This is a genomic window from Streptococcus sp. CCH8-H5, from assembly GCF_001556505.1.
Lineage (GTDB): Bacteria > Bacillota > Bacilli > Lactobacillales > Streptococcaceae > Streptococcus.
In genome coordinates, this window is the sequence record NZ_LSIZ01000075.1 from 1 (window position 1) to 26310 (window position 26310).

Sequence of the window (26310 nt, forward strand, 5' to 3'; positions counted from 1 at the left end):
TAGAGCGCACGCCTGATAAGCGTGAGGTCGGTGGTTCGATTCCACTCGTGCCCATATTGGAGAATTACTCAAGAGGCTGAAGAGGACGGTTTGCTAAATCGTTAGGTCGGGTAACTGGCGCGGGGGTTCGAATCCCCCATTCTCCGTAGTATTATGACGAATTATCTTTTAGATAATTCGTTTTCTTTTTTTTGAGGTGACAAATGAAAAATAGTTTTTATCGATTTCTTCTTTATGGGTTTATTATTATTCTATTTTTTGTAATGCTTTTTTCTTTTGTCTTTACTAATAAAAAATTAACGAAGGATATCTCTTTTAATGTATCCGGTTTAGTTACAAAAGTAGACTCTGTGGTTTCAGTTCCATTTACTGCACTATCAAAATCTCACAATGTTCTTTCTGATCTTTTATCAACTTATTCTGAGAATCGTGATTTAAAAAAATCTTTATCAAATTTAGAAAATCAATCGGCTATTATTTCTAACTTGCAAGAAGAGAATGATTCTTTAAGAGCATCGCTTAATCTTTCGGACAAGCTAAGTCGTGATAATGTTCTCACTGCTGAAGTTTCTATGAGGCCTTCTGTGACTTGGTTAAAAGAGTTAACTATTAATGTGGGTAAGTCTAAGAATGTTAGTAAATCTATGCTAGCAACTTCTAATGGTGGAGTTATTGGCTTTGTAACTAAAGTTTATGATGATACAACAACTATTTCTTTACTTTCTAGTAATTCTAGTGATAGCTACCTTGCATCTAGTGTTAAATCAGAGGATGATAATCAGATTTTCGGGATTATATCACGTTATGATAATAAAAAGAAGCTATTAGAGATGACACAACTCAATTCATCTTCTAACGTTAAGGTCGGCACTGTAGTAGTCACAAGTGGTCTTGATGATGTATCAGTAAAGGATGTTCCAATTGGTACTGTAGACTCTGTTATTGATTATGAAGGAAATCGTACGATTTTGGTAAAACCTTATGCTGATTTTGATAAAATTTCTTATGTTACTTTAGTTGGAGATGGTAAATAATATGAAATTATCCAAGTATTCTATTATTCCTTTCTTACTGAGTATTGTTCCTTTTCTATGGGATGGTCATATTTCGATGATACTTAATCATTATTTATCTCCTGAATTTTTTCTATCATCTCACCTTTTTATTATTTATATCTTCATCTTAACTCTTGATTTTCCAAATAAGTATGCATTTCTTTACCTAGTTTGTTTTGGATTTCTTTATGATACCTATTATTTCAAAACAGTTGGTATAGTAATTCTAACTCTGCCACTATTATGCTATCTGTTAACTCAGCTAGGTCGAATTGTTAAGAGGAATACCTATGTTGATTTTTTGTTAATGTTTTTATTCTTATTTCTTTTTGATACCATAAATTTTGGCTTTGCCGTATTTTATGGTTTCACCAATGAGTCTGTGACTGATTTTATTATTTATCAACTAAGTCCTAGTATAGTATTTAATCTTTTGATCTTTATCTTTATTAAACCTATTATTGAAAAATTATTTTTATATCTGTCAGTTGATAGATTTAAATAGAACTGTAATATTGGCGTAACAAAGTTTGCGTCATTTTTTGTTACAATAAGAAGGTCTTATCGAAAAGGAGTAGTATTTTATATTATGAAAAAACGTATTCTTTCAGCAGTGTTGGTAAGTGGTGTAACCTTATCAGCAGCTGCATCAGTACATGCAGAGGATTATGATTCGCAAATTGCTGCTGCAGATAATGCAATTAGTAACCTTGCTTCTCAACAAGAGACTGCACAAGCGCAAGTTGCTACAATCCAATCTCAAGTATCTACACTTAGAACACAAAAATCAGAATTGGAAACTAAAAATGCTGAACTTGAAAAAGTGTCAGCAGATTTGGAATCTGAAATTCAAGAATTATCAAGTAAAATTGTAGCTCGTCAAGATTCTTTGGCGAAACAAGCTCGTAGTGCTCAACAAAATAATACTGCGACTAGCTATATCAACTCTATCTTGAACTCTAAGTCAATCTCTGAAGCTATTACTCGTATCACAGCTATTTCAAAAGTTGTTACAGCTAATAATGACATGTTGACAAAACAAGAGTCTGATCAAAAAGAGCTTGCTGCAAAGCAAGAACAAAACCAAGCTGCTATTAATGAAATTGCAACTAATAAAGCTGAGCTTGAAACAACAGAAGCTGGTTTGACAACTCAACAAGCTGAACTAGAAGCAGCACAAGTTACTTTGGCTGCAGAATTGGCTACAGCACAAGATGAAAAAACATCACTTGTTTCTGCTAAATCAACTGCAGAAGCTGTGGCAGCTTCAACTGCAGCATCAGTTGCTCAGTCTCAAGCAATTGCAGAATCAGAGGCAGCAGCACAAGCAGTAGCATCTTCAGAAGCGGCAGCATTTGTAGCTCAATCAGAGGCGGCAGCAACTTCAGAAGCTGTAGCTCAACCTTCTGAAGCTACTGTTTCAGAAACAGCGACAGCCTCAGAAGTAGCACAAGAACCGGTTTCATCAGAAACTTCAGAAACTGAGCCAACTGTTGCAACTTCAGAAGCAACACAAGAGCCTGCTGCTCCAGCAACATCTGAAGCACAGCCAGAATCAGCTGCGTCAGAGGCACAACAAGAGCCTGCTGCTCCAGTAACATCTGAAGCACAACCAGAATCAGCTGCTCCAGCAGCTTCAGAAGCTCCTGCTAGCGAAGCACCTGCAGCAACATCTGAAGCACCAGCAAGTCAAGCACCTGCAGCTTCAGAAGCACCAGCTCCTGCTGCTGAAACACCTAAAGTATCAGCAGCATCAACTCCTAATACATATCCAGTTGGTCAATGTACTTGGGGTGCTAAATCATTAGCTTCATGGGTTGGTAATTACTGGGGTAATGCTAAAAACTGGATTGCTAGCGCACAAGCAGCTGGTCACTCAGTTGGTACGACTCCTGTAGCCGGTGCAATTGCGGTTTGGCCAAATGATGGTGGTGGTTATGGTCACGTAGCTTACGTAACATCAGCATCAGGTTCAAATTCAATTCAAGTTATGGAATCAAACTATGCTGGTAACATGTCAATCGGTAACTACCGTGGTACATTTGATCCAACATCTTCAGCTCACGGTGGTTCTGTATATTATATTTACCCATAATGAACACAAAAAAGCGATTCGAATTTTCTCGAATCCTTTTTATTTTACGGGAAAATCTCTTTACTTTGTGGAACTGATTTTAGCTGGGAAAATGTCGTAGCTAAGGTTAAATCTTTTTAGTCTTGTTAAGTTACTGTGACACCATTTATTTTGCATTGAAAATCAATCTAAAAAAAGGTAGAATGGTTTAGTAGATATTTTGGAGGAAATCATGTCTTATACGAATTTGAAGTTGTTTGCTTTATCGTCTAACCAGGAATTAGCAGCAAAAGTTGCTGATAAAATGGGTATTGAACTCGGAAAATCAAGTGTTCGTGAATTTTCAGATGGTGAGATTCAAGTTAATATTGAAGAATCTATCCGTGGTCATCACGTTTTTATTCTTCAATCTACAAGCTCCCCTGTAAATGATAACTTGATGGAAATCTTGATTATGGTTGATGCACTAAAACGTGCCAGTGCAGAAACAATCAGTGTTGTTATGCCTTATTATGGTTATGCACGTCAAGACCGTAAGGCACGTTCACGTGAACCAATCACATCTAAGTTGGTTGCTAATATGCTTGAGGTTGCTGGTGTTGATCGACTTTTGACAGTTGACCTCCATGCTTCTCAAATTCAAGGATTCTTTGATATTCCTGTAGACCATTTGATGGGTGCACCACTTATCGCAGATTACTTTGATCGTGCTGGTCTTACTGGAGATGATGTTGTTGTTGTTTCTCCAGACCATGGTGGTGTGACTCGTGCACGAAAACTTGCTCAATGTTTGAAAACACCAATTGCAATCATTGATAAGCGTCGTAGTGTTGATAAAATGAACACTTCTGAGGTTATGAATATTATTGGTAACGTTGAAGGTAAAACATGTATCTTGATTGATGATATGATTGATACTGCGGGTACAATCTGTCATGCGGCGGATGCGCTTGCTGAAGCTGGTGCAACTCATGTTTATGCTTCATGTACTCACCCTGTATTGTCAGGTCCAGCACTTGATAATATTCAAAAATCTGCTATTGAGAAGCTTGTCGTATTGGACACGATTTATCTTCCAGAAGAACGTTTGATTGATAAAATTGAACAAATTTCAATTGCTGATTTGATTTCAGAGGCAATTATTCGTATTCATGAAAAACGTCCATTGTCACCTTTGTTTGAAATGGGCCATAAATAGACTGAAGCTAGCCTAGGCTAGCTTTTTTGGTGTTTAAATGCGTTTGAGTTTTTGATATAATGTTAGGCATAATTGCAAAGAGGTGACTGTGATGGATTTAACACAACGTTTTAATAAAAATTTAGATAAGATTGAAGTTTCAATGATTCGTCAGTTTGACCAATCAATTTCAGATGTACCAGGGATCAAAAAGTTGACACTTGGTGAACCTGATTTTACAACTCCAGATCATGTAAAAGAGGCTGCTAAAGCTGCTATCGATGCTAACCAGTCGCACTATACAGGTATGGCAGGGCTTCCTGCCTTACGTCAGGCAGCTGCGGAGTTTGTTAAGGAAAAATACAATCTTACTTATAACCCAGATAATGAAATTTTGGTGACTATTGGAGCTACAGAAGCCCTTTCTGCAACATTGACTGCTATTTTGGAGCCAGGAGATACGATTCTTTTACCTGCACCAGCCTATCCTGGATATGAGCCGATTGCAAATCTAGTTGGTGCTGAAATTGTCGAAATTGATACAACAGCTAATGATTTTGTTTTGACTCCGGAGATGTTAGAAAAGGCAATTTTGGAGCAGGGAGATAAGCTTAAAGCCGTTTTGCTTAACTACCCAACCAACCCAACCGGTGTGACCTACTCACGTCAACAGATTAAAGATCTGGCTGAAGTTCTGAAAAAATACGATATTTTTGTTGTTAGTGATGAAGTTTACTCTGAACTAACTTATGTGGATCACCATGTATCTATTGCTGAGTATTTACCGGAACAAACGATTTTGATTAATGGTTTGTCTAAATCTCATGCGATGACAGGGTGGCGTATTGGTTTGATTTTCGCACCTGCAGTCTTGACGGCTCAGTTGATTAAGAGTCACCAATATTTGGTAACAGCTGCAGCAACAATGGCGCAATTTGCAGCTATTGAAGCCTTATCTGCTGGTAAGGATGATGCCCAACCAATGAAAGTTGAGTACTTGAAGCGTCGCGATTATATTCTTGAAAAAATGACTGAACTTGGTTTCAGAATTATTAAACCTGATGGTGCTTTCTACATCTTTGCTAAGATTCCAGAAGGGTATACTCAAGACTCCTTTAAGTTCTGCCAAGACTTTGCTCGTGAAAAAGCTATTGCGATTATCCCAGGGGTCGCTTTTGGGAAGTATGGCGAAGGCTTTGTTCGCTTGTCGTATGCGGCTAGCATGGATACTATTGAAACAGCTATGACTCGTTTGAAAGAGTTTATGGAAGAACATGCAGAAGCTTGAGAGTAGAGGGCTTGTCCTCTTCAATCGTAATTATCGTGAGAATGATAAACTAGTTAAAATTTTTACCGAGCAAGCTGGTAAACGGATGTTTTTTGTTAGAGGTGGTGGGGCAGGTAAATTAAGTGCTGTCATTCAACCTTTGACCATCGCTAAATTCATGATAACTGTAAATGATGAAGGTCTATCTTTCATAGAAGATTATAGCCAGGCAGAGTCCTTCAAGGAAATTACAGGCGATATTTTCAAGCTGTCTTATGCGACTTATTTGGCTGCATTGACAGATGCTACTATTGCTGATGGTGTGACAGATGCGCAATTATTTGTATTCTTGGAGAAGACGCTTGAATTAATGGAAGAAGGCTTGGATCATGAAATATTGACTAATATCTTTGAGATTCAGGTTTTAGACCGTTTCGGCGTACGCTTGAATTTTCACGAGTGTGTCTTTTGTCATCGTGTAGGCCTTCCTTTTGATTTCTCGTTTAAGTTCTCGGGGCTACTTTGTCCAAATCACTTTGCAGAGGATGAAAGGCGTAGTCACTTGGACCCTAATGTGCCTTATCTTTTAGATCGTTTTCAGGGGCTTTCCTTTGAAGAATTGAGAAGCATATCTGTTAAGGATGACATGAAACGAAAGCTACGATATTTTATCGATGACCTCTATGATAATTATGTTGGAATACATCTTAAAAGTAAGAAATTTATTGATAATCTAAATTCTTGGGGCCATATTATGAATAAAGAAGATAGTGCTGACTAGACATTATCTTCTTTTTGTTTCACGTGAAACAGGAAAGTAATGGTTTTCAGTCTCAGGGGTTAAAATGCAGGTCAGTTCGTGCTATAATAATAAGATAATAAGCTGAAAGACTCTGCTAGAAACAGTGAACTAGTCTATTTTAGTTACCTAATATTTTATTGAAAGAAATCTGAGTTTGTTTTTTATGGCAGAGGACGAGAGGGAGAATGCTATGCATGTAATTGCAGTAGATGCTATGGGTGGCGATAATGCGCCACAAGCAATTGTAGAGGGAGTCAACCAAGCTATAGCAGATTTCAAAGATATTGAAATCCAGCTTTATGGTGATGAAGCTAAAATCAAGACTTATTTGACAGCGAATGAACGTGTGAGCATTGTGCATACTGATGAAAAGATAAATTCGGATGATGAGCCAGCTAAAGCTATTCGCAAGAAGAAAAAAGCTTCAATGGTCTTAGGTGCACAAGCTGTTAAGGAGAAAAAAGCAGGTGCCGTGATTTCTGCGGGAAATACAGGTGCCCTTCTTGCCGCAGGTCTCTTCGTGGTCGGACGTATTAAGGGAGTTGAGCGTCCAGGTCTTATGTCAACAATGCCAAGTTTTACTGGTCAACCCTTTGATATGCTTGATTTAGGTGCAAATGCGGAAAATACAGCTAGTCATTTGCATCAATATGCTATTTTAGGCTCTTTCTATGCTAAAAATGTGCGTGGTATTGCCAACCCTCGTGTAGGTCTCCTTAATAATGGGACTGAGGAAACAAAGGGGGATAGTCTTCGTAAGGAGGCTTTTGAACTCCTATCTAAGGAGCCAAGTATTAACTTTGTTGGTAATGTTGAGGCGCGTGAAATTATGTCAGGAGCTGCTGATGTAGTAGTCGCTGATGGTTTCACAGGAAATGCAGTTCTTAAGGCAATTGAAGGAACGGGACTTGGTGCCATGAAGACTCTTAAGTCAGCTATCATGAATGGTGGTCTTAAAGCTAAGTTAGGTGCCTTCCTATTGAAGGATAGTCTAAAAGGTATGAAAGAGACTATGGATTACTCTAGCGCCGGAGGTGCGGTTCTCTTTGGTCTTAAAGCTCCCGTAGTAAAATGTCATGGATCTAGTGATGCTAAGGCAGTTTACTACACCATTAAGCAGGTTCGTACGATGCTTGATACTAAGGTTGTTGAGCAGCTAGTTGAAGCCTTTAGTCCGAAAGAGGAGGCTAACTGATGAGTAGAGTAGAAATTCTTCAGAAAATGCAGCTCGTGATTCAAGAGCAGATGGGTAAAGAGGACATTGTTTTAACTGAAGACACCAAATTAGATGACTTGGGTGTAGATTCAATAGAGCTTATGGAATTCATTATTAATTTGGAGGATGAGTTTGCTCTTGAGATTTCCGATGACACTATTGACCATATGGTTAAGGTAGCTGATTTGTTGGACTATTTGTCTGAGGAATTGAATAAAGAATAAGAAAGCTAGAGATAGATAATAGTTGTGTACTATACGATTGTTATTTTGTGGGAGTGAGGCAAGAAACTAAATGTTATATGGATTTAGTTCTGTCACACTCCTTTTTTCTATACATTTTTTATTAGGAAACTCTAAAAAAGAATCAAAATACGAACGTTGTTTTTTTACTAAAGTAATAAAGTTTGCTATATATTGGTTTTTGGATTCTGGTATGGTATAATTAGGAAGAATAAACTTGAAAGGCGAACAATACCATGTCAAACCAACTAATTTATACTGGTAAAGCTAAAGATATTTATAGTACAGAAGACGAAAATGTGATTAAGTCGGTCTACAAGGACCAGGCCACTATGCTAAATGGGGCTCGCAAAGAGACCATCGAAGGAAAAGGTGTGCTGAATAATCAGATTTCGTCTCTTATTTTTGAAAAATTGAATGCTGCTGGGGTAGCGACGCACTTTATCGAACGTATTTCTGATACCGAACAACTCAACAAGAAAGTGACCATCATTCCTTTGGAGGTTGTTCTTCGTAATGTGACTGCGGGTTCTTTCTCCAAACGTTTTGGCGTTGAAGAAGGTTTGGACTTGAAAACTCCAATCGTTGAATTTTACTACAAGAACGATGAGTTGGATGACCCATTCATCAATGATGAGCATGTGAAGTTTTTGGATATTGCCAATGACGAACAAATTGCCTATATCAAGGAAGAAACACGTCGTATCAATGAATTGCTGAAAAATTGGTTTGCACAAATTGGTCTTCGTTTGATTGACTTCAAATTGGAATTTGGCTTTGATAAGGATGGCAAGATCATCTTGGCAGACGAATTCTCACCAGACAACTGCCGTCTTTGGGATGCGGAAGGGCACCATATGGACAAGGATGTTTTCCGTCGTGATCTTGGTAGCTTGACAGATGTTTATGAAGTTGTATTGGAAAAATTGCAAGGTTTGAAGTGATCTTTTTGAAACGGAAAACTTCGTCTTCGATAACATGTTTGAATAGAATTAAAGGAAATAAAATGGATAAACGTATTTTCGTTGAGAAAAAAGCTGATTTTCGTGTGAAATCTGACTCTTTAGTAAAAGAATTACAGCATAATCTTCAGTTGAAAACCTTGAAGGATCTTCGGATCGTTCAGGTTTATGATGTTTTTGGTTTGGCAGAGGATTTGTTTGCGCGTGCGGAAAAACACATCTTCTCTGAGCAGGTGACCGATACTGTTTTGGATGAAGCTACAGTTAAGGCTGATCTTGAGAAGGTTGCTTTCTTTGCGATCGAAAGTTTGCCTGGTCAATTTGACCAACGTGCGGCATCTTCACAGGAAGCTTTGCTGTTGCTTGGTAGCTCAAATGATGTAACGGTGAATACAGCACAATTGTACTTGGTTAACAAGGATATTGATGCGAATGAGTTGGAAGCTGTCAAAAACTACCTTTTGAACCCAGTGGATTCTCGTTTCAAAGATATCACTGTTGGTATTGCGAAACAGGATTTCTCTGAGTCTGACAAGACCATTCCAAACTTGGATTTCTTTGAAACTTATACGGCAGAAGATTTTGCACAGTATAAGGCTGAGCAAGGATTGGCAATGGAAGTGGATGACCTTCTCTTCATTCAAGATTACTTCAAGTCTATTGGACGAGTGCCAACTGAGACGGAGCTTAAGGTTTTGGACACTTACTGGTCTGACCACTGTCGTCATACAACTTTCGAGACGGAGTTGAAGAATATCGACTTCTCAGCTTCTAAATTTGAAAAACAATTGCAAGCGACTTATGACAAGTATATTGCCATGCGGGATGAGCTGGGACGTACCGAAAAACCTCAAACCTTGATGGATATGGCGACTATTTTTGGTCGTTATGAGCGTGCCAATGGTCGTTTGGATGATATGGAAGTGTCTGATGAAATCAATGCCTGCTCTGTTGAAATTGAAGTGGATGTCAATGGTGTCAAAGAGCCATGGCTTCTCATGTTCAAGAACGAAACGCATAACCACCCAACTGAGATCGAACCATTTGGTGGTGCGGCTACTTGTATCGGTGGTGCCATTCGTGACCCATTGTCAGGGCGTTCATATGTTTACCAAGCCATGCGTATCTCAGGTGCTGGTGATATTACAACACCAATTGCTGAAACTCGTGCTGGTAAATTACCACAACAAGTGATTTCTAAAACAGCGGCACACGGTTATTCTTCATACGGTAACCAAATTGGTTTGGCAACAACTTATGTTCGTGAATACTTCCACCCAGGTTTCGTTGCTAAGCGTATGGAGCTAGGTGCAGTTGTCGGTGCGGCTCCTAAAGAAAATGTTGTCCGTGAAAAACCTGAAGCAGGTGATGTGATTATCTTGCTTGGTGGTAAGACTGGACGTGACGGTGTCGGTGGTGCGACAGGTTCTTCTAAAGTTCAAACGGTTGAATCTGTTGAAACAGCTGGTGCTGAAGTTCAAAAAGGGAATGCCATCGAAGAACGTAAGATTCAACGTCTTTTCCGTAATGGGGATGTGACACGTCTTATCAAGAAATCAAATGACTTTGGTGCTGGTGGTGTCTGTGTGGCTATTGGTGAATTGGCAGATGGTCTTGAAATTGATCTAGACAAAGTGCCATTGAAATACCAAGGTTTGAACGGTACAGAAATTGCCATCTCTGAATCTCAAGAACGTATGGCCGTAGTGGTTCGTCCAGAAGATGTAGATGCCTTCGTTGCTGAATGTAACAAAGAAAATATTGATGCTGTTGTTGTTGCGACAGTGACTGAAAAACCAAATCTTGTCATGCACTGGAATGGTGAAACCATCGTTGATTTGGAACGTCGTTTCCTTGATACAAACGGTGTACGTGTGGTTGTAGATGCTAAGGTGGTTGACAAGGATGTCAAGCTTCCAGAAGAACGTCAAACATCTGCTGAAACCCTTGAAGCTGATACTCTTGAAGTCTTGGCTGACCTTAACCATGCCAGTCAAAAAGGTTTACAAACCATCTTTGATAGTTCAGTTGGTCGTTCAACAGTCAATCATCCACTCGGTGGTCGCTACCAAATCACACCAACGGAAGCTTCTGTACAGAAATTGCCAGTCCAACATGGCGTGACAACAACTGCTTCTGTTATGGCGCAAGGATTCAACCCTTATGTAGCAGAATGGTCTCCATATCATGGCGCTGCCTATGCAGTAATCGAAGCAACAGCTCGTTTGGTTGCTGCTGGTGCAAACTGGTCTAAGGCTCGCTTCTCTTATCAGGAATACTTCGAGCGTATGGATAAACAAGCGGAGCGCTTTGGTCAACCAGTATCAGCTCTCCTTGGATCAATCGAAGCTCAGATTCAACTTGGTTTGCCATCTATCGGTGGTAAAGACTCTATGTCTGGTACCTTTGAAGAATTGACAGTACCACCAACCTTGGTTGCTTTTGGGGTAACAACTGCAGATAGCCGTAAGGTTCTTTCTCCAGAATTCAAAGCTGCTGGTGAAAATATTTACTACATTCCTGGTCAAGCTTTGGCACAAGAAATTGACTTCAATCTTATCAAGTCTAACTTTGCTCAATTTGAAGCCATCCAAGGTGACCATAAAGTCACATCTGCATCAGCTGTCAAATATGGTGGTGTCCTTGAAGCTCTTGCCCTTGCAACATTTGGTAACCATATTGGTGCCACTGTAACCCTTGAAAATCTTGAGACTGCCTTGACAGCTCAATTGGGTGGATTCGTCTTCACATCTCCGGAAGAGATTTCAGGTGTTGCCAAGATTGGACAAACAGTAGCTGACTTTACACTAACTGTCAATGATGTAACGCTTGATGGACACAAACTTGACAGTGCCTTCCAAGGTAAATTGGAAGAAGTTTACCCAACGGAATTTGCACAAGCAACTGAGTTGGAAGAAGTGCCAGCTGTGGCATCAGATGCTGTGATCAAAGCTAAAGAAACAGTTGAGACACCAGTAGTTTACATTCCAGTATTCCCAGGTACTAACTCTGAGTACGATTCAGCTAAGGCCTTTGAAAAAGAAGGTGCAAAAGTTAACTTGGTACCATTTGTAACACTTAATGAAGAAGCTATTGTCAAGTCTGTTGACACTATGGTTGACAATATCGAAAAAGCTAACATTATCTTCTTTGCAGGTGGCTTCTCAGCAGCCGATGAACCAGATGGATCAGCTAAATTTATCGTTAACATCTTGCTCAATGAAAAAGTACGTGCAGCCATCGATAGCTTCATCGAACGTGGTGGTTTGATTATCGGTATCTGTAACGGATTCCAGGCTCTTGTCAAATCAGGTCTTCTTCCATATGGTAACTTTGAAGATGCAAGCAGTACTAGTCCAAGCCTCTTCTACAATGATGCCAACCAACACGTGGCTAAGATGGTTGAAACACGTATTGCCAACACGAACTCACCATGGCTTGCCGGAGTAGAAGTTGGTGACATCCATGCCATCCCAGTATCACACGGTGAAGGTAAGTTTGTCGTGACAGCTGAGGAATTTGCAGAGCTTCGTGACAATGGTCAAATCTTTACCCAATATGTTGACTTCGAAGGTAAACCAAGCATGGATTCAAAATACAATCCTAACGGATCTGTGAATGCTATCGAAGGTATCACAAGTAAGAACGGTCAAATTATTGGTAAGATGGGTCACTCAGAACGTTTCGAAGACGGTCTTTTCCAAAATATTCCAGGAAATAAAGACCAACACCTCTTTGCGTCAGCGGTTAAATACTTTACTGGAAAATAATAGAGTGCCAAGTGTACTCAGTAATGATATTTTTCGATATGCAGTGGTTATAAAGAGCTTGAAAACTTGAGTTCCAATTAGTGAAATGAGAGGGTAGAAACAGTTTTTCGTTCGCCTTGCATAAGGAAAATATCAAAAATAAAAGGTATAAAAAATGACATACGAAGTTAAATCTCTTAATGAAGAATGTGGTGTTTTTGGTATCTGGGGTCACCCAGATGCTGCCAAATTAACTTATTTCGGACTTCACAGTCTCCAACACCGTGGTCAAGAGGGAGCAGGAATTCTCTCAAATGATGCGGGTCAATTGAAGCGTCATCGTGATATGGGGCTTCTCTCAGAAGTTTTCCGTGATCCAGCCAACTTGGATAAGCTAACTGGAACGGCTGCTATCGGTCATGTTCGTTATGCGACTGCTGGTGAAGCTTCTGTAGACAATATTCAACCTTTCTTGTTTAAGTTTTATGATAATCAGTTTGGACTTGCCCACAACGGGAACTTGACTAATGCAGAGTCACTTAGACGTGAGTTGGAAAAAAATGGTGCAATCTTTAACTCGACTTCTGACTCAGAAATTTTGGCTCACTTGATTCGTCGTAGCCATAACCCATCCTTCATGGGTAAGGTGAAAGAAGCCTTGAACACTGTTAAAGGTGGATTTGCTTACCTCCTCATGCTTGAGGACAAGCTCATTGCAGCCTTGGATCCAAATGGTTTCCGTCCCCTTTCTATTGGTAAGATGGCCAATGGAGCTATTGTGGTTTCATCTGAAACCTGTGCCTTTGAAGTGGTTGGAGCAGAGTGGATTCGCGATGTGAATCCAGGTGAGGTTGTTATCATCGATGATAATGGCATTACTTACGATAACTATACAACGGACACCCAATTGGCTGTTTGCTCAATGGAGTATATTTACTTTGCCCGTCCTGATTCAAATATCCAAGGGGTCAATGTCCATACAGCTCGTAAACGTATGGGTGCTCAATTGGCACGTGAATTCAAACATGAAGCGGATATTGTAGTTGGTGTGCCTAATTCATCACTTAGCGCAGCCATGGGATTTGCAGAAGAATCAGGCTTGCCAAATGAAATGGGCTTGATTAAAAACCAATACACTCAACGTACCTTTATCCAACCAACACAAGAATTACGTGAGCAAGGGGTTCGTATGAAGCTCTCTGCCGTATCAGGTGTTGTTAAAGGCAAACGTGTGGTTATGATTGACGATTCTATTGTACGTGGGACGACCTCACGTCGTATCGTTAATTTGCTAAAAGAAGCAGGAGCAACAGAGGTTCACGTAGCAATCGGTAGTCCAGCCCTTGCCTATCCATGTTTCTACGGTATCGATATTCAAACACGTAAGGAATTGATTGCGGCCAATCATACAGTTGAGGAAACACGCGAAATCATTGGTGCGGATAGCTTGACTTACTTGTCTATTGATGGCTTGATTGATTCTATTGGAATTGACACAGATGCACCAAACGGTGGCCTTTGTGTGGCTTACTTTGATGGTAAATATCCAACACCATTGTATGACTACGAAGAACGCTATTTGGAAAGTTTGAAAGAACACACTTCTTTCTATTAAGAGCAGTGCAGAAGAAAAAAGAGGAAAAAATTATGTCTAAAAATGCTTACGCTCAATCGGGTGTAGATGTTGAAGCAGGTTATGAAGTTGTTGAACGTATCAAAAAACACGTTGCTCGTACAGAGCGTGCAGGTGTCATGGGAGCTCTAGGTGGCTTCGGTGGTATGTTCGACCTTTCAAAAACAGGTGTCAAAGAGCCTGTTTTGATCTCAGGTACAGATGGTGTCGGTACTAAACTCATGCTTGCTATTAAGTACGACAAACACGATACTATCGGTCAAGACTGTGTCGCTATGTGTGTTAACGATATCATCGCCGCAGGTGCTGAGCCCCTTTACTTCCTTGACTACGTAGCAACTGGTAAAAATGAACCAGCTAAATTGGAGCAGGTCGTTGCTGGTGTTGCTGAAGGTTGTGTGCAAGCTGGTGCAGCCCTTATTGGTGGTGAAACTGCTGAAATGCCTGGTATGTATGGTGAAGACGACTATGATTTGGCAGGTTTCGCGGTAGGTATCGCAGAAAAATCTCAAATCATCGACGGATCAAAAGTAGCTGAAGGTGACGTGCTTCTTGGACTTGCTTCAAGTGGTATCCACTCAAATGGTTACTCACTCGTGCGTCGTGTCTTTGCGGATTACACAGGTGAAGAAGTTCTCCCAGAACTTGAAGGCAAAAAACTTAAAGACGTTCTTCTTGAACCAACTCGTATCTACGTTAAAGCAGCTTTGCCACCTATCAAAGAAGAATTGGTTAACGGTATTGCCCACATCACAGGTGGTGGTTTCATCGAAAATGTGCCACGTATGTTCTCAGATGACTTGGCTGCTGAAATTGACGAAAGCAAAGTGCCAGTCCTTCCAATTTTCAAAGCCCTTGAAAAATATGGTGAAATCAAACATGAAGAAATGTTTGAAATCTTCAACATGGGTATTGGTCTCATGCTTGCGGTTAAACCAGAAAATGTTGAACGCGTCAAAGAACTTCTTGACGAACCTGTTTATGAAATCGGTCGTATTGTGAAGAAAGATGGCGCAAGTGTGGTGATTAAATAATGGCTAAAAAGATTGCTGTTTTTGCCTCTGGCAACGGCTCAAACTTTCAGGTGATTGCAGAACAATTTCCAGTAGAATTTGTCTTTTCAGATCACCGTGATGCCTATGTCTTAGAACGTGCCAAGAATCTCAATGTGGTTAGCCATGCCTTTGAACTCAAGGAATTTGACAATAAAGCGGCTTATGAAGAGGCTATCGTCAAACTCTTGGATGATCACCAGATTGATTTGGTTTGTTTGGCCGGTTATATGAAAATCGTCGGCCCAACCTTGCTAGCAGCTTATGAAGGCCGTATTATCAATATTCACCCGGCTTATCTCCCTGAATTTCCAGGGGCTCATGGTATTGAGGATGCTTGGAATGCAGGTGTTGACCAGTCTGGTGTAACTATTCACTGGGTGGATTCTGGCGTTGATACCGGAAAGGTCATCAAACAAGTCCGTGTGCCACGCCTTGAAGGTGATACCCTTGATACTTTCGAAACTCGCATCCACGAAGCAGAGTACAAACTCTATCCAGAAGTCTTGGATAGTTTGGGAGTGGAGAGGTATTAATGAATAATATTATTGATATTTGGTCAAAACTGAAGGAAATAACTGAGGAAACGATTAAGGTTCCTTTCACATACATGATGTTCTTTCTCTTAAATGTATTAATCTATTCTGGTAAAGGGCAACAAATTTCAGAGGTTATTACTTTGAGTAATGTTATAAGGCAGATTATAACATTATTAACTGAATTATTATCAATAATTTTTAACAACTATATTGGGATTCTTCTGATAGTAACTCTCATTGCTCTTTTAATTTTGGTGTTATTTAAGAAAACTAATATTTTTAATAAATTACCAGAAGATATTGAGTATACTGATGGAACGGTTGTTTCTTGGAATCCACTTAGTGCAGTCAATAGATTATTTAGTTTGATTTTTAGTTTATCAACTGATTATTTTATATTTTACTGTTGCCTAATCTTTATTATCAATCCAAACTTTTATATAGTTGACGATTATTTTATATTTTTAAAAAACCAAGAAAATAGTAATATTTTAAATATTTTATGGAGTGTAAATTGTCTGATTTTATTCCGCCTTATATTACAAGCATTTTTTGTAATAAAATACACAGATAAAAAAAGATATTTGAAGTATTCGCTAAGATATAATACAATTTCTAGCTTTTCTATTTCTAGTGAACGTAATACAGTACTATACATGATAGTGAGAAATAGCTCTGATTTTTCAGATTATTACCTTCTTCAAGTAGAAACTCATAAACAACAATTGAAAGAGACAATAGGTGGTTTATCAAATAATAATGGATCTATACGCAGAGAGTGGATAAAGGAAGAAATCCCTAAATTTAAAAGACAATATCATATTTTAGATAAAAGTGAAAATCTCTCTGATATCATATACTATTACGATGAACTAAAAAAGAAATATTCTAATAATGAAGATTAGATAACGCAATAAATTTATTTTTAGTAAGGAGAATACATGACTAAACGAGCACTTATTTCAGTCTCAGATAAAGCGGGCATCGTTGAATTTGCCCAAGAACTCAAAAAATTAGGTTGGGATATCATCTCAACAGGTGGTACCAAAGTTGCCCTTGACAATGCTGGGGTAGACACTATCGCCATCGACGATGTGACTGGTTTCCCAGAAATGATGGACGGACGTGTTAAGACCCTTCACCCAAATATCCACGGTGGTCTCCTCGCTCGTCGTGACCTCGATAGCCACCTTCAAGCGGCTAAGGACAATAATATCGAATTGATTGACCTTGTTGTGGTAAACCTTTATCCATTCAAGGAAACCATTCTCAAACCAGACGTGACTTACGCTGATGCAGTTGAAAACATCGATATTGGTGGACCATCAATGCTTCGTTCAGCAGCTAAAAACCATGCTAGCGTAACAGTTGTTGTAGACCCTGCTGACTATGCTGTTGTTCTTGACGAATTGTCAGCAAACGGCGAAACAAGCTACGAAACTCGCCAACGTTTGGCAGCGAAAGTATACCGTCACACAGCTTCATACGACGCTTTGATTGCAGAATACTTCACAGCTCAAGTGGGTGAAACAAAACCTGAAAAACTCACTTTGACTTATGACCTTAAGCAACCAATGCGTTACGGTGAAAACCCTCAACAAGACGCAGACTTCTACCAAAAAGGTTTGCCAACGGCTTACTCGATTGCTTCAGCTAAACAGCTTAACGGTAAAGAATTGTCATTCAATAATATCCGTGATGCTGATGCTGCTATCCGTATCATCCGTGATTTCAAAGACCGCCCAACAGTTGTGGCTCTCAAACACATGAACCCATGTGGTATCGGTCAAGCTGATGACATTGAAACAGCTTGGGACTACGCTTATGAAGCTGACCCAGTGTCAATCTTCGGTGGTATTGTAGTCCTCAACCGTGAAGTTGATGCTGCGACAGCTAAGAAAATGCATGGTGTTTTCCTTGAAATCATCATTGCACCAAGCTACACAGACGAAGCGCTTGAAATCTTGACAACCAAGAAGAAAAACTTGCGTATCCTTGAGTTGCCATTTGACGCTCAAGATGCTAGCGAAGTGGAAGCAGAATACACTGGTGTTGTCGGTGGACTTCTCGTTCAAAACCAAGACGTTGTTAAAGAAAGTCCAGCTGACTGGCAAGTGGTTACTAAACGCCAACCAACTGAAACAGAAGCGACAGCTCTTGAGTTTGCTTGGAAAGCTATCAAGTACGTCAAATCAAATGGTATCATCGTGACTAACGACCACATGACACTTGGTGTTGGTCCTGGTCAAACTAATCGTGTGGCTTCTGTCCGTATCGCCATTGACCAAGCTAAAGACCGTCTTGACGGCGCTGTTCTTGCTTCAGATGCCTTCTTTCCATTTGCAGATAACGTGGAAGAAATTGCTAAAGCAGGTATTAAAGCTATCATTCAACCGGGGGGATCAGTACGTGACCAAGAGTCAATCGAAGCGGCTGATAAACATGGTTTGACAATGATCTTTACAGGCGTTCGTCACTTCCGTCATTAAGAATTTACAAAGCATCCAAAAAATTGGATGTTTTTGGCTATTTGTCAACTGTAGTGGGTGACGAAAAACTAACATCTAGAGAGGACCGGATAGGTCCTCTTTTTGTCTCACGAAAACCACTAGCTGTGCTAGTGGTTCCGATACAAGAAGACGTGATAGCAGATCAGCTCAGTCTTTTTGAGGAGTATGATCCGTTTACAGGTGAGAAGAATAAAAGAAAGTAGTATTAAAGAGATCCGCTAGTCGGGTCAGCTAGCAAAGGTGGTGCTAAAGGGAAACCATTTGGTGGGCCTTTAGGCCTCGGCCGGTAGCAGAGGCTTTCAGCCGAAGAGCAAGTCACCCGTTCTGATATCATATCATTAGACGGATGGTTATGATTTCATAGTATCAAAAAAACAACCGTTCTCACGATTGTTCAATAGATTTAAACCTTTTCAAGGACAGACTGGGTTACCCAAGTCTTGCGATTTCCGATTTGGACGAGGACGCCATCGCTAGGTGGGTCAATGGCTAGCACTTTGAAGTTACCTGGAATAGTAAAGGTCTCACCAGGATTGAGGTACTGGTCTGAAGTTGGATTGCCTTGTCCATCAACTTCAAGAACAGGTCCAGGATCAACGATATTGTGTTTGGTTGGTGTGCCTCCTGCTAAATCTTGGCTGGTGATGTTATTTCCTACTATAGATGTTACACGGAAAGTACCTGTAAATCGGACAGTATCACCAATGTTGATAGAAGAGTTGGTTGTATTACTAGTCTGAGTTCCTGATTCAAGGTCTTTAAAGTGGATATAGCCGGATACTTGACTTTTATGGAAGCTACGTTTGTGGTATTTCTCAGGTCCTTGCCCCACATCGTAGTTGTACTCCTCAATCGTTACCTGATCTCCTTGAACGTCAGCAACCCAGGCTACATGCCCCATGTGACCGGCCCCGTTGACACCAGCTGAAAACCAAGCGATGCTCCCTACGGCAGGATTCATGTCGACACGGTAACCATTGGCACGTGCGATGCTTCCCCATGTAATGGCATTCCCATAGCCTACAGGTAGGTTGAAACCATTCGTGTTACTGAGGCGATAGGCCGCAAAGGATGTACACTGACGCCAGTACATGGTCCAAGGATCAACGCCGAAGCCTCCATATTTCCAAGAGGAAGGATAGTCATCTCCGAGGACAGCCGCCTGAGCAGAGGAGCCACACGAAACCGATACAGTCGCTAGACAAGCTAGCGGTAAAAGACAATTTAGTATTTTTTTCTTCATTTTAACCTCCACCTACTTATTCGTAGTTTTTCTGGAAAATGAAGATAATTTGTCTATTTTCAAAAAACTATATATAATTATATAAAATAATATATAAGGAGTTAATTATGACTGTTGTAGAGAAGCGTGTTCAAGTAAATTTCCAAACTAACCCGATTTTGTTGGAAAGGGCAAGAAAAATTGTAAAGGCAAATAATTTAGATATGAGTAAATCGTTTAATTTGTTTTTGGAGACGATTGTTGCTACCGAGCAAATACCAGTAATGACGGAGGATGAATTGCTAAAAGAAAGACTGTTTAGGCAGCTTAAAGCTGAAGTAGCAGAGAGTGTAGCTGAGTATCAGGCGGGTAATATAATACCCCTTGAGGAGGTTAAGGATGAATACAACCTATAGTCTTTCACTCACTAAGCGTGCTCGCTCTTCTTTGAGAAGTATATATGACTACATTCGTGATGTACTTTCTAATGAAACTGCTGCCAAGAAGATAGTTTCGAAGCTTTTGCAAGGAATGGAAAGTTTGAAGACTTTTCCTGAGGCTGGTTTTAATGCAGATCAACGTTATGGTAAAAGAATCAATGACACATTTGAGACACGAGCACTTGTCGTTAAACGCTATGTCATACTTTATTTTATAGACGAAAGTAGAAAAGAGATTGTAGTCTCCCACATCTTTAGTTCTAAAAGCGACTATATCAAGTTGTTATAAAAAAATTAAGATTAGTAGTGAGGAAATCTCCGACGGGAGAAAGTACTTACTACTTTTTCGTTATGATAAATTGTCTAGCTTTGAGGGAGCAGTACATTCCGCTACCTGAAGGGATGCCTTTTTTATGTCCAAATTTGGATACACACCCATATCTCCGAACAAATATGTTATAATGGTTATGTATAATTCGTGAAAATTGCTAATTTTTCCGAATGATTGTCGTTAACGGGCATTTGCCCCTAGTCTTATTTGATATTGAGGTATCTTTCAAATGAAACTTTTGGTTGTTGGTTCTGGTGGTCGTGAACATGCGATTGCCAAGAAATTATTGGAGTCTAAGGATGTTGAGCAAGTTTTCGTGGCTCCTGGTAATGACGGGATGACATTGGACGGTCTTGATTTGATCAATATCGGAATTTCCGAACATTCTAAGCTGATTGACTTTGCAAAAGCGAACGATATTGCTTGGACCTTTATCGGTCCAGATGATGCCCTTGCGGCTGGTATCGTGGATGATTTCAATGCGGCAGGACTCAAAGCCTTTGGTCCGACCAAGGCTGCGGCTGAGTTGGAGTGGTCTAAGGATTTCGCTAAGGAAATCATGGTCAAATACGACGTTCCGACAGCAGCCTATGGCACATTTTCAGATTTCAAGGAAGCCAAGGCCTACATCGAGGAAAAAGGCGCTCCAATCGTCGTCAAGGCAGACGGTTTGGCCCTTGGGAAAGGTGTCGTCGTTGCTGAGACAGTTGAGCAAGCCGTCGAAGCTGCTCACGAGATGCTTTTGGACAATAAATTCGGTGATTCAGGTGCGCGAGTGGTCATCGAGGAATTTCTTGACGGGGAAGAGTTTTCTCTCTTTGCCTTTGTCAATGGAGATAAATTCTACATTATGCCAACGGCTCAGGACCACAAACGTGCTTATGATGGGGACAAGGGCCCTAACACTGGTGGGATGGGTGCCTATGCGCCGGTTCCTCACTTGCCACAGAGCGTGGTTGACACAGCGGTTGACACCATTGTCAAGCCAGTTCTTGAAGGTATGATTAAAGAAGACCGTCCGTACCTTGGTGTCCTTTACGCGGGGCTTATCTTGACAGCTGACGGACCGAAAGTCATCGAGTTTAACGCTCGCTTCGGCGATCCTGAAACGCAAATCATCTTGCCTCGTTTGACTTCTGATTTTGCGCAAAATATCACTGACATTTTGGATGGCAAAGAGCCAGCTATTACTTGGACGGATAAGGGTGTGACACTGGGCGTGGTTGTAGCTTCAAATGGCTACCCACTCGCTTATGAGAAAGGTGTCAAGCTTCCTACCAAGACAGAAGGCGATATCATCACTTACTATGCCGGTGCCAAAATCGCTGAAAATGGCCAAGACCTTCTCTCAAACGGTGGACGTGTCTACATGCTGGTTACCACAGCAGATACCGTCAAAGATGGCCAAAATATCATCTACAACGAACTCAACAAACAAAACACAGAAGGCCTCTTCTACCGTACGGATATCGGTAGCAAGGCGAATAAATAAAACTCTTTGAAAACCTTCGATTGACTGTGTTAAAGCTCCTTGATGAACTTTAGTTCTATCTTCGTCGCTTTGCCTTGTCACTCTATGATTTTCTTTGAGTTTTCGAATATCAATGCTATTTTAGGCGACGAAGTCGCCAATCCGATAATGGTCGCCGTGGTGAAAAGACCAGAACAGCATCTGTTCTGGTCGGGGGAAACTTTGAGACTTTAGTCTCAAAGTTTAGGAATGAAACCGAAGGTTTGCTTCCGTCCCCACCACCTAAGACCATTATCAAAAAAGAAAAGGAAAAATTATGACTAAACCAGTAATTTCCATTATCATGGGCTCAAAATCCGACTGGGCAACCATGCAAAAAGCTGCTGAAGTTCTCGACAACTTCGGCGTCGCTTACGAAAAGAAAGTTGTTTCCGCACACCGTACACCGGACCTCATGTTCAAACATGCGGAAGAAGCACGTAGCCGTGGCATCAAGGTCATCATCGCAGGTGCTGGTGGCGCTGCTCACTTGCCAGGGATGGTTGCTGCTAAAACAACCCTTCCAGTCATCGGTGTGCCAGTCAAATCACGTGCCCTTAGCGGTGTAGATTCGCTCTATTCTATCGTTCAGATGCCGGGTGGTGTACCTGTCGCAACCATGGCTATCGGTGAAGCGGGTGCGACTAACGCTGCCCTCTTTGCCCTCCGTCTCCTATCAGTAGAAGACAAGACCATTGCGGATGCGCTTGCTAACTTTGCTGAAGAACAAGGAAAAATCGCAGAGGAGTCTACAAATGAGCTCAACTAAAACCATTGGTATCATCGGTGGTGGCCAGCTCGGTCAGATGATGGCTATCTCAGCTATCTACATGGGCCACAAGGTTATCACCCTTGATCCTGCAGCAGATTGTCCATCTTCTCGTGTGTCTGAGGTTATCGTGGCACCCTACGATGACGTAGATGCCCTTCGTCAGTTGGCGGACCGCTGTGATGTTCTCACTTATGAGTTTGAAAATGTCGATGCTGACGGCCTTGACGCTGTTATCAAAGACGGTCAGCTTCCACAAGGAACAGACCTGCTTCGCATTTCGCAAAACCGTATCTTTGAGAAAGACTTCCTCTCAAACAAGGCTAAAGTGACCGTTGCCCCTTACAAGGTTGTGACATCTAGTCTTGATTTGGAAGATATTGACCTTTCTAAAAAATACGTCCTCAAGACTGCGACAGGTGGTTACGATGGTCACGGTCAAAAGGTCATCACGTCAGCCGACGATTTGGAAGAGGCAAATGCCCTTGCTAACTCAGCCGAGTGTGTCTTGGAAGAGTTCGTTAACTTCGACCTTGAAATTTCGGTTATCGTGTCTGGTAATGGTAAAGACGTGACAGTTTTCCCAGTTCAGGAAAATATTCACCGCAACAACATCCTCTCTAAAACCATCGTGCCTGCTCGCATTTCTGACAGTCTAGCTGAGAAAGCGAAAGCTATGGCGGTGAAGATTGCTGAGCAGATTAACCTCTCTGGTACTCTCTGTGTGGAAATGTTTGCGACTGCTGATGACATCATCGTCAACGAAATTGCGCCACGCCCACACAATTCAGGCCACTACTCAATCGAAGCTTGCGACTTTTCACAGTTTGACACGCATATCTTGGGCGTTCTCGGAGCGCCACTCCCAGCAATTCACCTCCATGCACCTGCTGTCATGCTCAACGTCCTCGGCCAACATGTCGAGGCTGCTGAGCGTTATGTCACAGAAAATCCAAGCGCCCACCTCCACATGTATGGTAAACTAGAAGCGAAGCACAACCGCAAAATGGGACATGTGACTTTGTTTAGTAATGAACCAGATAGTGTGGTTGAGTTCGGGAAAGGAATTGATTTTTAGGTGAGAATAGCAATCCTAGGACTCGGAGTTATCGGGACCACTTACGCCTACGCTTTTCAAAAAGCAGGCCATCAAGTGGAACACGTACTTAGAGATAGTAAGAAAAACAATGCTCCCAAGGAGTTGTTGGTTGATCTACTAGATGGTCGCTATCATTCCAAAGGTGAGAACAAACACGACACCTATGAAGTTCATGTGGCAGAAGCTCATTCAGAATATGATTTTATTTTTCTGAGTGTGCGTCATGGTTTTGTCAAAGAAGCCGTGGAAACCTTGCGAAAAAATAATATCAAAGGCACCCTCGTTTTCTTCTGCAATTTCTGGAATACACGAAAAGAGGTTCAAGAGTGGGCAGGAGATTACGACTATATTCTGGCTTTTCCGACAGCGGGCGGTCATATGCATGAGGACCATTTGGATGGTGTCTTGTTCGACCATTTAATGCTAGAAGGTGAGCAAAAAGCAGACATTTCTAACTATGCTGATCTGACAGATTTATTGACTTCTGCAGATTTGAAGTGGGAAGTTCCTCATGATATGGTCGAGTGGATTTGGATTCACATGGCGATTAATGCGGGTGTTACTTCGACAGCTGCTCGTTCAGGAAATTTGGAAAATCCAGAACAGCTGGCTCTGAATTTGATGAATAGTTCTTCGGAATTGTCATTGGCCATCAAGGCCATTCAAGAGGCTTTGAAAGTCGTAGAAGCGCGTGGCGTAAATTTGAAGCTTTATAAGGCAGAACTCTTGCCATACAAAATTCCCGCTTGGATTGCAGGAAAAGCCATGAAAGTCATGTTTGCGAAAAATGAGCTGACCCGAAAAATCATGACCTTACACAATGATAAACAGGATATTTTCTACTGTTGTCAAAGTGTCTATCAGACCGGTCAGGAGTTAGGTGTGGACATGCCCATTCTAGAAGCAAACATGAAGGGAATTTCGATTTAGGAGGTTTTATGATTCAACTCATCGTCAACGCATTTGTTGAAAAAGATAAGACTGGAGCAGTCGTCGAAGTCTTGTATGCTAGTAGCAATCACGAAAAAGTGAGAGCTAAGTATGAAGAGTTGATTGCTCAATATCCTGAAAACTATTTAGCTATCTATGATTTGCCGATGGATACTGATTTGAATACACTGGATCACTATCCATCAGTGTGGATTGGGAAAGAGGAGTTTGAATAGGAGACCTTAATGTCGATATTTAATTTTGGAAAACCCAAAGATGAAGCTTTAGAAAATAAAATTCAGAGATTAAATCAAGAGATTGCTATTCAAAAAGCAAAATTGGCAGATTTAAAAGCTCAAATAAAGATAGCAGACGAGATAGTCTCATTAAATACGGAGTTATCTCAGAAGCGGTCAGAATTATTTGCTATTCAGAACGAGATTTCTTTAGCTAATGACACACTTGGATTACAAGAGTTTGGATTCTTTGAGAGACAGTATAAGTTTTCCGATAGCACAAAATATAAGGAAGCTTTGGATAATTTGCGAAAACAGCAGAAAGATTTAGTTAAATCTGGTCAGGCTGGTAGAATTATAGTACCTATGCTTTTAGATAATAATAAAAGCAAGGGGAAGGCAATGCAGAATCAGCTTATTAAAGCGGCTATTCGTGGTTTTAATGGTGAAGCGGATGCCTTGTTAGTAAAAGTTTCTGTTTCGAATGTTGAAAAGAAAATTCAGGCATTGAAGAAAGCATTCCAACAACTGAATAGAATGTATTCACGTAATCAAATTGAAATAACGATACCCTATCTAAATTTAAAAATTGAAGAATTGCGCCTAGCTGCTGAGTTTGAATTACAGAAGCAAGAAGAAAAAGAATTGCTTCGTGAGCAAAGAGCAAAAGAGCGTGAGGACAAAAAACTTCAGGCTGAAATTAAAGCACGTCGAAAGCAATTGGAAAAAGATAGAACCCACTTTAAAAATATGGTTTCTAAGGTTGAGGAACTTTTGAAAAATGCTACTGGTGAGGAGCTTGAAGAACTTCAGAGACAGTTATCTGAGTATCAAGATAAATTATCCGAACTAGATGAAATCGAAGAAGATATTGATTATCGTGAAGGTCATGCAACTGCAGGCTACGTATATGTTATTTCTAACATTGGTTCCTTTGGTGAAGATGTTTATAAAATTGGAGTTACTCGTCGTTTAGAACCTCTTGAACGCATCAGGGAATTAAGTAGCGCATCAGTACCTTTTCAATTTGATGTCCATGCTTTGATTTTTAGTGAAGAAGCTTTTGCATTAGAGACTGAATTACATAATCAACTTAGTGAGTATAAGGTTAATAAAGTAAATAACCGTAAAGAGTACTTCAAGGTTCCATTTGAAAAAATTAAGGCACTTTTAGATAAACACGAAGAGTTGACTATAGAATTAAATGAGAACGCTGAAGCATTCGAATATAGACAGACTCTACTGAAGGGGTAGCTATAGATGAAGTGGTTATTTTTAGTACTATTTATTGGGTGTGGGGGAAATGCATTAGGTTTATCTTCTGATGATAATGAAGATGAATTAGATGAAAACGAAACATTTTATTCAAATGTAACTTCAGCAGAAAAAACTCAGACTTCTAAGGAAGAAAGACTAAAGTGGGCAGTTGCTACGGCAGTATTTCTAGTTTTATTTTTGATATTTGCATTTTTTAGATAATTTAAAGGAGAAACAA

At 40.5% G+C, this 26310-nt stretch carries 25 protein-coding genes, 1 tRNA gene and 1 pseudogene; 26 read left to right on the forward strand and 1 reads right to left on the reverse strand.

Annotation, left to right across the window (positions count from 1 at the left end):
* Positions 1 to 58 precede the first annotated feature (58 nt).
* From AX663_RS04830 to AX663_RS11045, 17 genes and pseudogenes are all read left to right on the forward strand, one after another.
* Positions 59 to 146, forward strand: a tRNA-Ser gene (locus AX663_RS04830).
* Positions 147 to 203: 57 nt separating this feature from the next.
* Positions 204 to 1034, forward strand: a complete 831-nt coding sequence (mreC, locus tag AX663_RS04835; protein WP_060972872.1) for a rod shape-determining protein MreC — start codon at positions 204 to 206, stop codon at positions 1032 to 1034.
* A gap of 1 nt (position 1035) precedes the next feature.
* The gene (gene mreD, locus AX663_RS04840) at positions 1036 to 1560 is read left to right on the forward strand and encodes a rod shape-determining protein MreD (protein ID WP_060972873.1); all 525 of its coding nucleotides are present in this window, start codon (positions 1036 to 1038) and stop codon (positions 1558 to 1560) included.
* An 84-nt stretch (positions 1561 to 1644) separates the two neighbouring features.
* Positions 1645 to 3150, forward strand: coding sequence for a PcsB-like coiled-coil domain-containing protein (locus AX663_RS04845; RefSeq protein ID WP_060972874.1), 1506 nt, complete (start codon positions 1645 to 1647; stop codon positions 3148 to 3150).
* A gap of 211 nt (positions 3151 to 3361) precedes the next feature.
* The gene (locus tag AX663_RS04850; RefSeq protein WP_002886286.1) at positions 3362 to 4327 is read left to right on the forward strand and encodes a ribose-phosphate diphosphokinase; all 966 of its coding nucleotides are present in this window, start codon (positions 3362 to 3364) and stop codon (positions 4325 to 4327) included.
* Between the two features lie 91 nt (positions 4328 to 4418).
* A complete protein-coding gene (locus tag AX663_RS04855) occupies positions 4419 to 5594 on the forward strand; it encodes a pyridoxal phosphate-dependent aminotransferase (protein WP_049545078.1) in 1176 nt (391 codons plus the stop codon).
* The gene (recO, locus tag AX663_RS04860) at positions 5581 to 6354 is read left to right on the forward strand and encodes a DNA repair protein RecO (RefSeq protein ID WP_060972875.1); all 774 of its coding nucleotides are present in this window, start codon (positions 5581 to 5583) and stop codon (positions 6352 to 6354) included. The genes AX663_RS04855 and recO overlap by 14 nt, the downstream gene beginning before the upstream one ends.
* A gap of 211 nt (positions 6355 to 6565) precedes the next feature.
* A complete protein-coding gene (gene plsX / locus AX663_RS04865; RefSeq protein ID WP_013989885.1) occupies positions 6566 to 7570 on the forward strand; it encodes a phosphate acyltransferase PlsX in 1005 nt (334 codons plus the stop codon).
* Positions 7570 to 7815 (forward strand): phosphopantetheine-binding protein, encoded by a 246-nt coding sequence (locus AX663_RS04870; RefSeq protein WP_002889565.1) that lies wholly within the window; start codon positions 7570 to 7572, stop codon positions 7813 to 7815. Before plsX ends, AX663_RS04870 begins: the two co-directional genes overlap by 1 nt.
* Before the next feature lie 254 nt (positions 7816 to 8069).
* Positions 8070 to 8777 carry a phosphoribosylaminoimidazolesuccinocarboxamide synthase gene (gene purC / locus AX663_RS04875; protein ID WP_060972876.1) on the forward strand — a complete coding sequence of 236 codons (708 nt, stop codon included), beginning with the start codon at positions 8070 to 8072 and terminating at the stop codon, positions 8775 to 8777.
* A gap of 62 nt (positions 8778 to 8839) precedes the next feature.
* Positions 8840 to 12565 (forward strand): phosphoribosylformylglycinamidine synthase, encoded by a 3726-nt coding sequence (locus AX663_RS04880; RefSeq protein WP_060972877.1) that lies wholly within the window; start codon positions 8840 to 8842, stop codon positions 12563 to 12565.
* A gap of 154 nt (positions 12566 to 12719) precedes the next feature.
* Entirely contained in the window at positions 12720 to 14159 is a 1440-nt protein-coding gene (gene purF / locus AX663_RS04885) for an amidophosphoribosyltransferase (protein WP_002889568.1), read from the forward strand.
* Between the two features lie 29 nt (positions 14160 to 14188).
* On the forward strand, positions 14189 to 15211 hold the full coding sequence (gene purM / locus AX663_RS04890; RefSeq protein WP_331462065.1) for a phosphoribosylformylglycinamidine cyclo-ligase: 1023 nt from the start codon (positions 14189 to 14191) through the stop codon (positions 15209 to 15211).
* Complete coding sequence (gene purN, locus AX663_RS04895) at positions 15211 to 15765, forward strand: phosphoribosylglycinamide formyltransferase (protein WP_060972879.1); 555 nt, start codon at positions 15211 to 15213, stop codon at positions 15763 to 15765. The genes purM and purN overlap by 1 nt, the downstream gene beginning before the upstream one ends.
* On the forward strand, positions 15765 to 16673 hold the full coding sequence (locus tag AX663_RS04900) for a hypothetical protein (protein WP_060972880.1): 909 nt from the start codon (positions 15765 to 15767) through the stop codon (positions 16671 to 16673). Before purN ends, AX663_RS04900 begins: the two co-directional genes overlap by 1 nt.
* Positions 16674 to 16709: 36 nt before the next feature.
* Positions 16710 to 18257, forward strand: a complete 1548-nt coding sequence (gene purH / locus AX663_RS04905) for a bifunctional phosphoribosylaminoimidazolecarboxamide formyltransferase/IMP cyclohydrolase (RefSeq protein WP_002889572.1) — start codon at positions 16710 to 16712, stop codon at positions 18255 to 18257.
* A 140-nt stretch (positions 18258 to 18397) separates the two neighbouring features.
* A pseudogene (locus AX663_RS11045) lies at positions 18398 to 18481 on the forward strand (IS200/IS605 family transposase); the annotation flags it as partial.
* Positions 18482 to 18681: 200 nt separating this feature from the next.
* Here AX663_RS11045 and AX663_RS04915 read toward each other — a convergent pair.
* Positions 18682 to 19521 carry a CHAP domain-containing protein gene (locus AX663_RS04915; protein ID WP_037597278.1) on the reverse strand — a complete coding sequence of 280 codons (840 nt, stop codon included), beginning with the start codon at positions 19519 to 19521 and terminating at the stop codon, positions 18682 to 18684.
* A gap of 107 nt (positions 19522 to 19628) precedes the next feature.
* Between AX663_RS04915 and relB the strand changes: the two genes are divergently transcribed.
* The 9 genes from relB to AX663_RS04960 all read left to right on the forward strand — a co-directional run bounded on the left by relB (position 19629) and on the right by AX663_RS04960 (position 26294).
* On the forward strand, positions 19629 to 19916 hold the full coding sequence (gene relB, locus AX663_RS04920; protein WP_002889575.1) for a type II toxin-antitoxin system RelB/ParD family antitoxin: 288 nt from the start codon (positions 19629 to 19631) through the stop codon (positions 19914 to 19916).
* Entirely contained in the window at positions 19900 to 20229 is a 330-nt protein-coding gene (locus tag AX663_RS04925; protein WP_002889576.1) for a type II toxin-antitoxin system RelE/ParE family toxin, read from the forward strand. The genes relB and AX663_RS04925 overlap by 17 nt, the downstream gene beginning before the upstream one ends.
* Before the next feature lie 271 nt (positions 20230 to 20500).
* The gene (gene purD / locus AX663_RS04930; RefSeq protein WP_060972881.1) at positions 20501 to 21763 is read left to right on the forward strand and encodes a phosphoribosylamine--glycine ligase; all 1263 of its coding nucleotides are present in this window, start codon (positions 20501 to 20503) and stop codon (positions 21761 to 21763) included.
* Between the two features lie 295 nt (positions 21764 to 22058).
* Positions 22059 to 22550: a 5-(carboxyamino)imidazole ribonucleotide mutase gene (gene purE, locus AX663_RS04935; RefSeq protein ID WP_060972882.1), complete on the forward strand. Its 492-nt coding sequence runs from the start codon at positions 22059 to 22061 to the stop codon at positions 22548 to 22550.
* Positions 22537 to 23628 (forward strand): 5-(carboxyamino)imidazole ribonucleotide synthase, encoded by a 1092-nt coding sequence (gene purK, locus AX663_RS04940; RefSeq protein ID WP_060972883.1) that lies wholly within the window; start codon positions 22537 to 22539, stop codon positions 23626 to 23628. The genes purE and purK overlap by 14 nt, the downstream gene beginning before the upstream one ends.
* Positions 23629 to 24579 carry a ketopantoate reductase family protein gene (locus AX663_RS04945; RefSeq protein ID WP_060972884.1) on the forward strand — a complete coding sequence of 317 codons (951 nt, stop codon included), beginning with the start codon at positions 23629 to 23631 and terminating at the stop codon, positions 24577 to 24579.
* An 8-nt stretch (positions 24580 to 24587) separates the two neighbouring features.
* A complete protein-coding gene (locus tag AX663_RS04950; protein WP_060972885.1) occupies positions 24588 to 24815 on the forward strand; it encodes a phosphoribosylaminoimidazole carboxylase in 228 nt (75 codons plus the stop codon).
* A gap of 9 nt (positions 24816 to 24824) precedes the next feature.
* Positions 24825 to 26069 carry a DUF4041 domain-containing protein gene (locus AX663_RS04955; protein WP_060972886.1) on the forward strand — a complete coding sequence of 415 codons (1245 nt, stop codon included), beginning with the start codon at positions 24825 to 24827 and terminating at the stop codon, positions 26067 to 26069.
* A 6-nt stretch (positions 26070 to 26075) separates the two neighbouring features.
* Positions 26076 to 26294 carry a hypothetical protein gene (locus AX663_RS04960; RefSeq protein ID WP_060972887.1) on the forward strand — a complete coding sequence of 73 codons (219 nt, stop codon included), beginning with the start codon at positions 26076 to 26078 and terminating at the stop codon, positions 26292 to 26294.
* Positions 26295 to 26310: the final 16 nt, after the last annotated feature.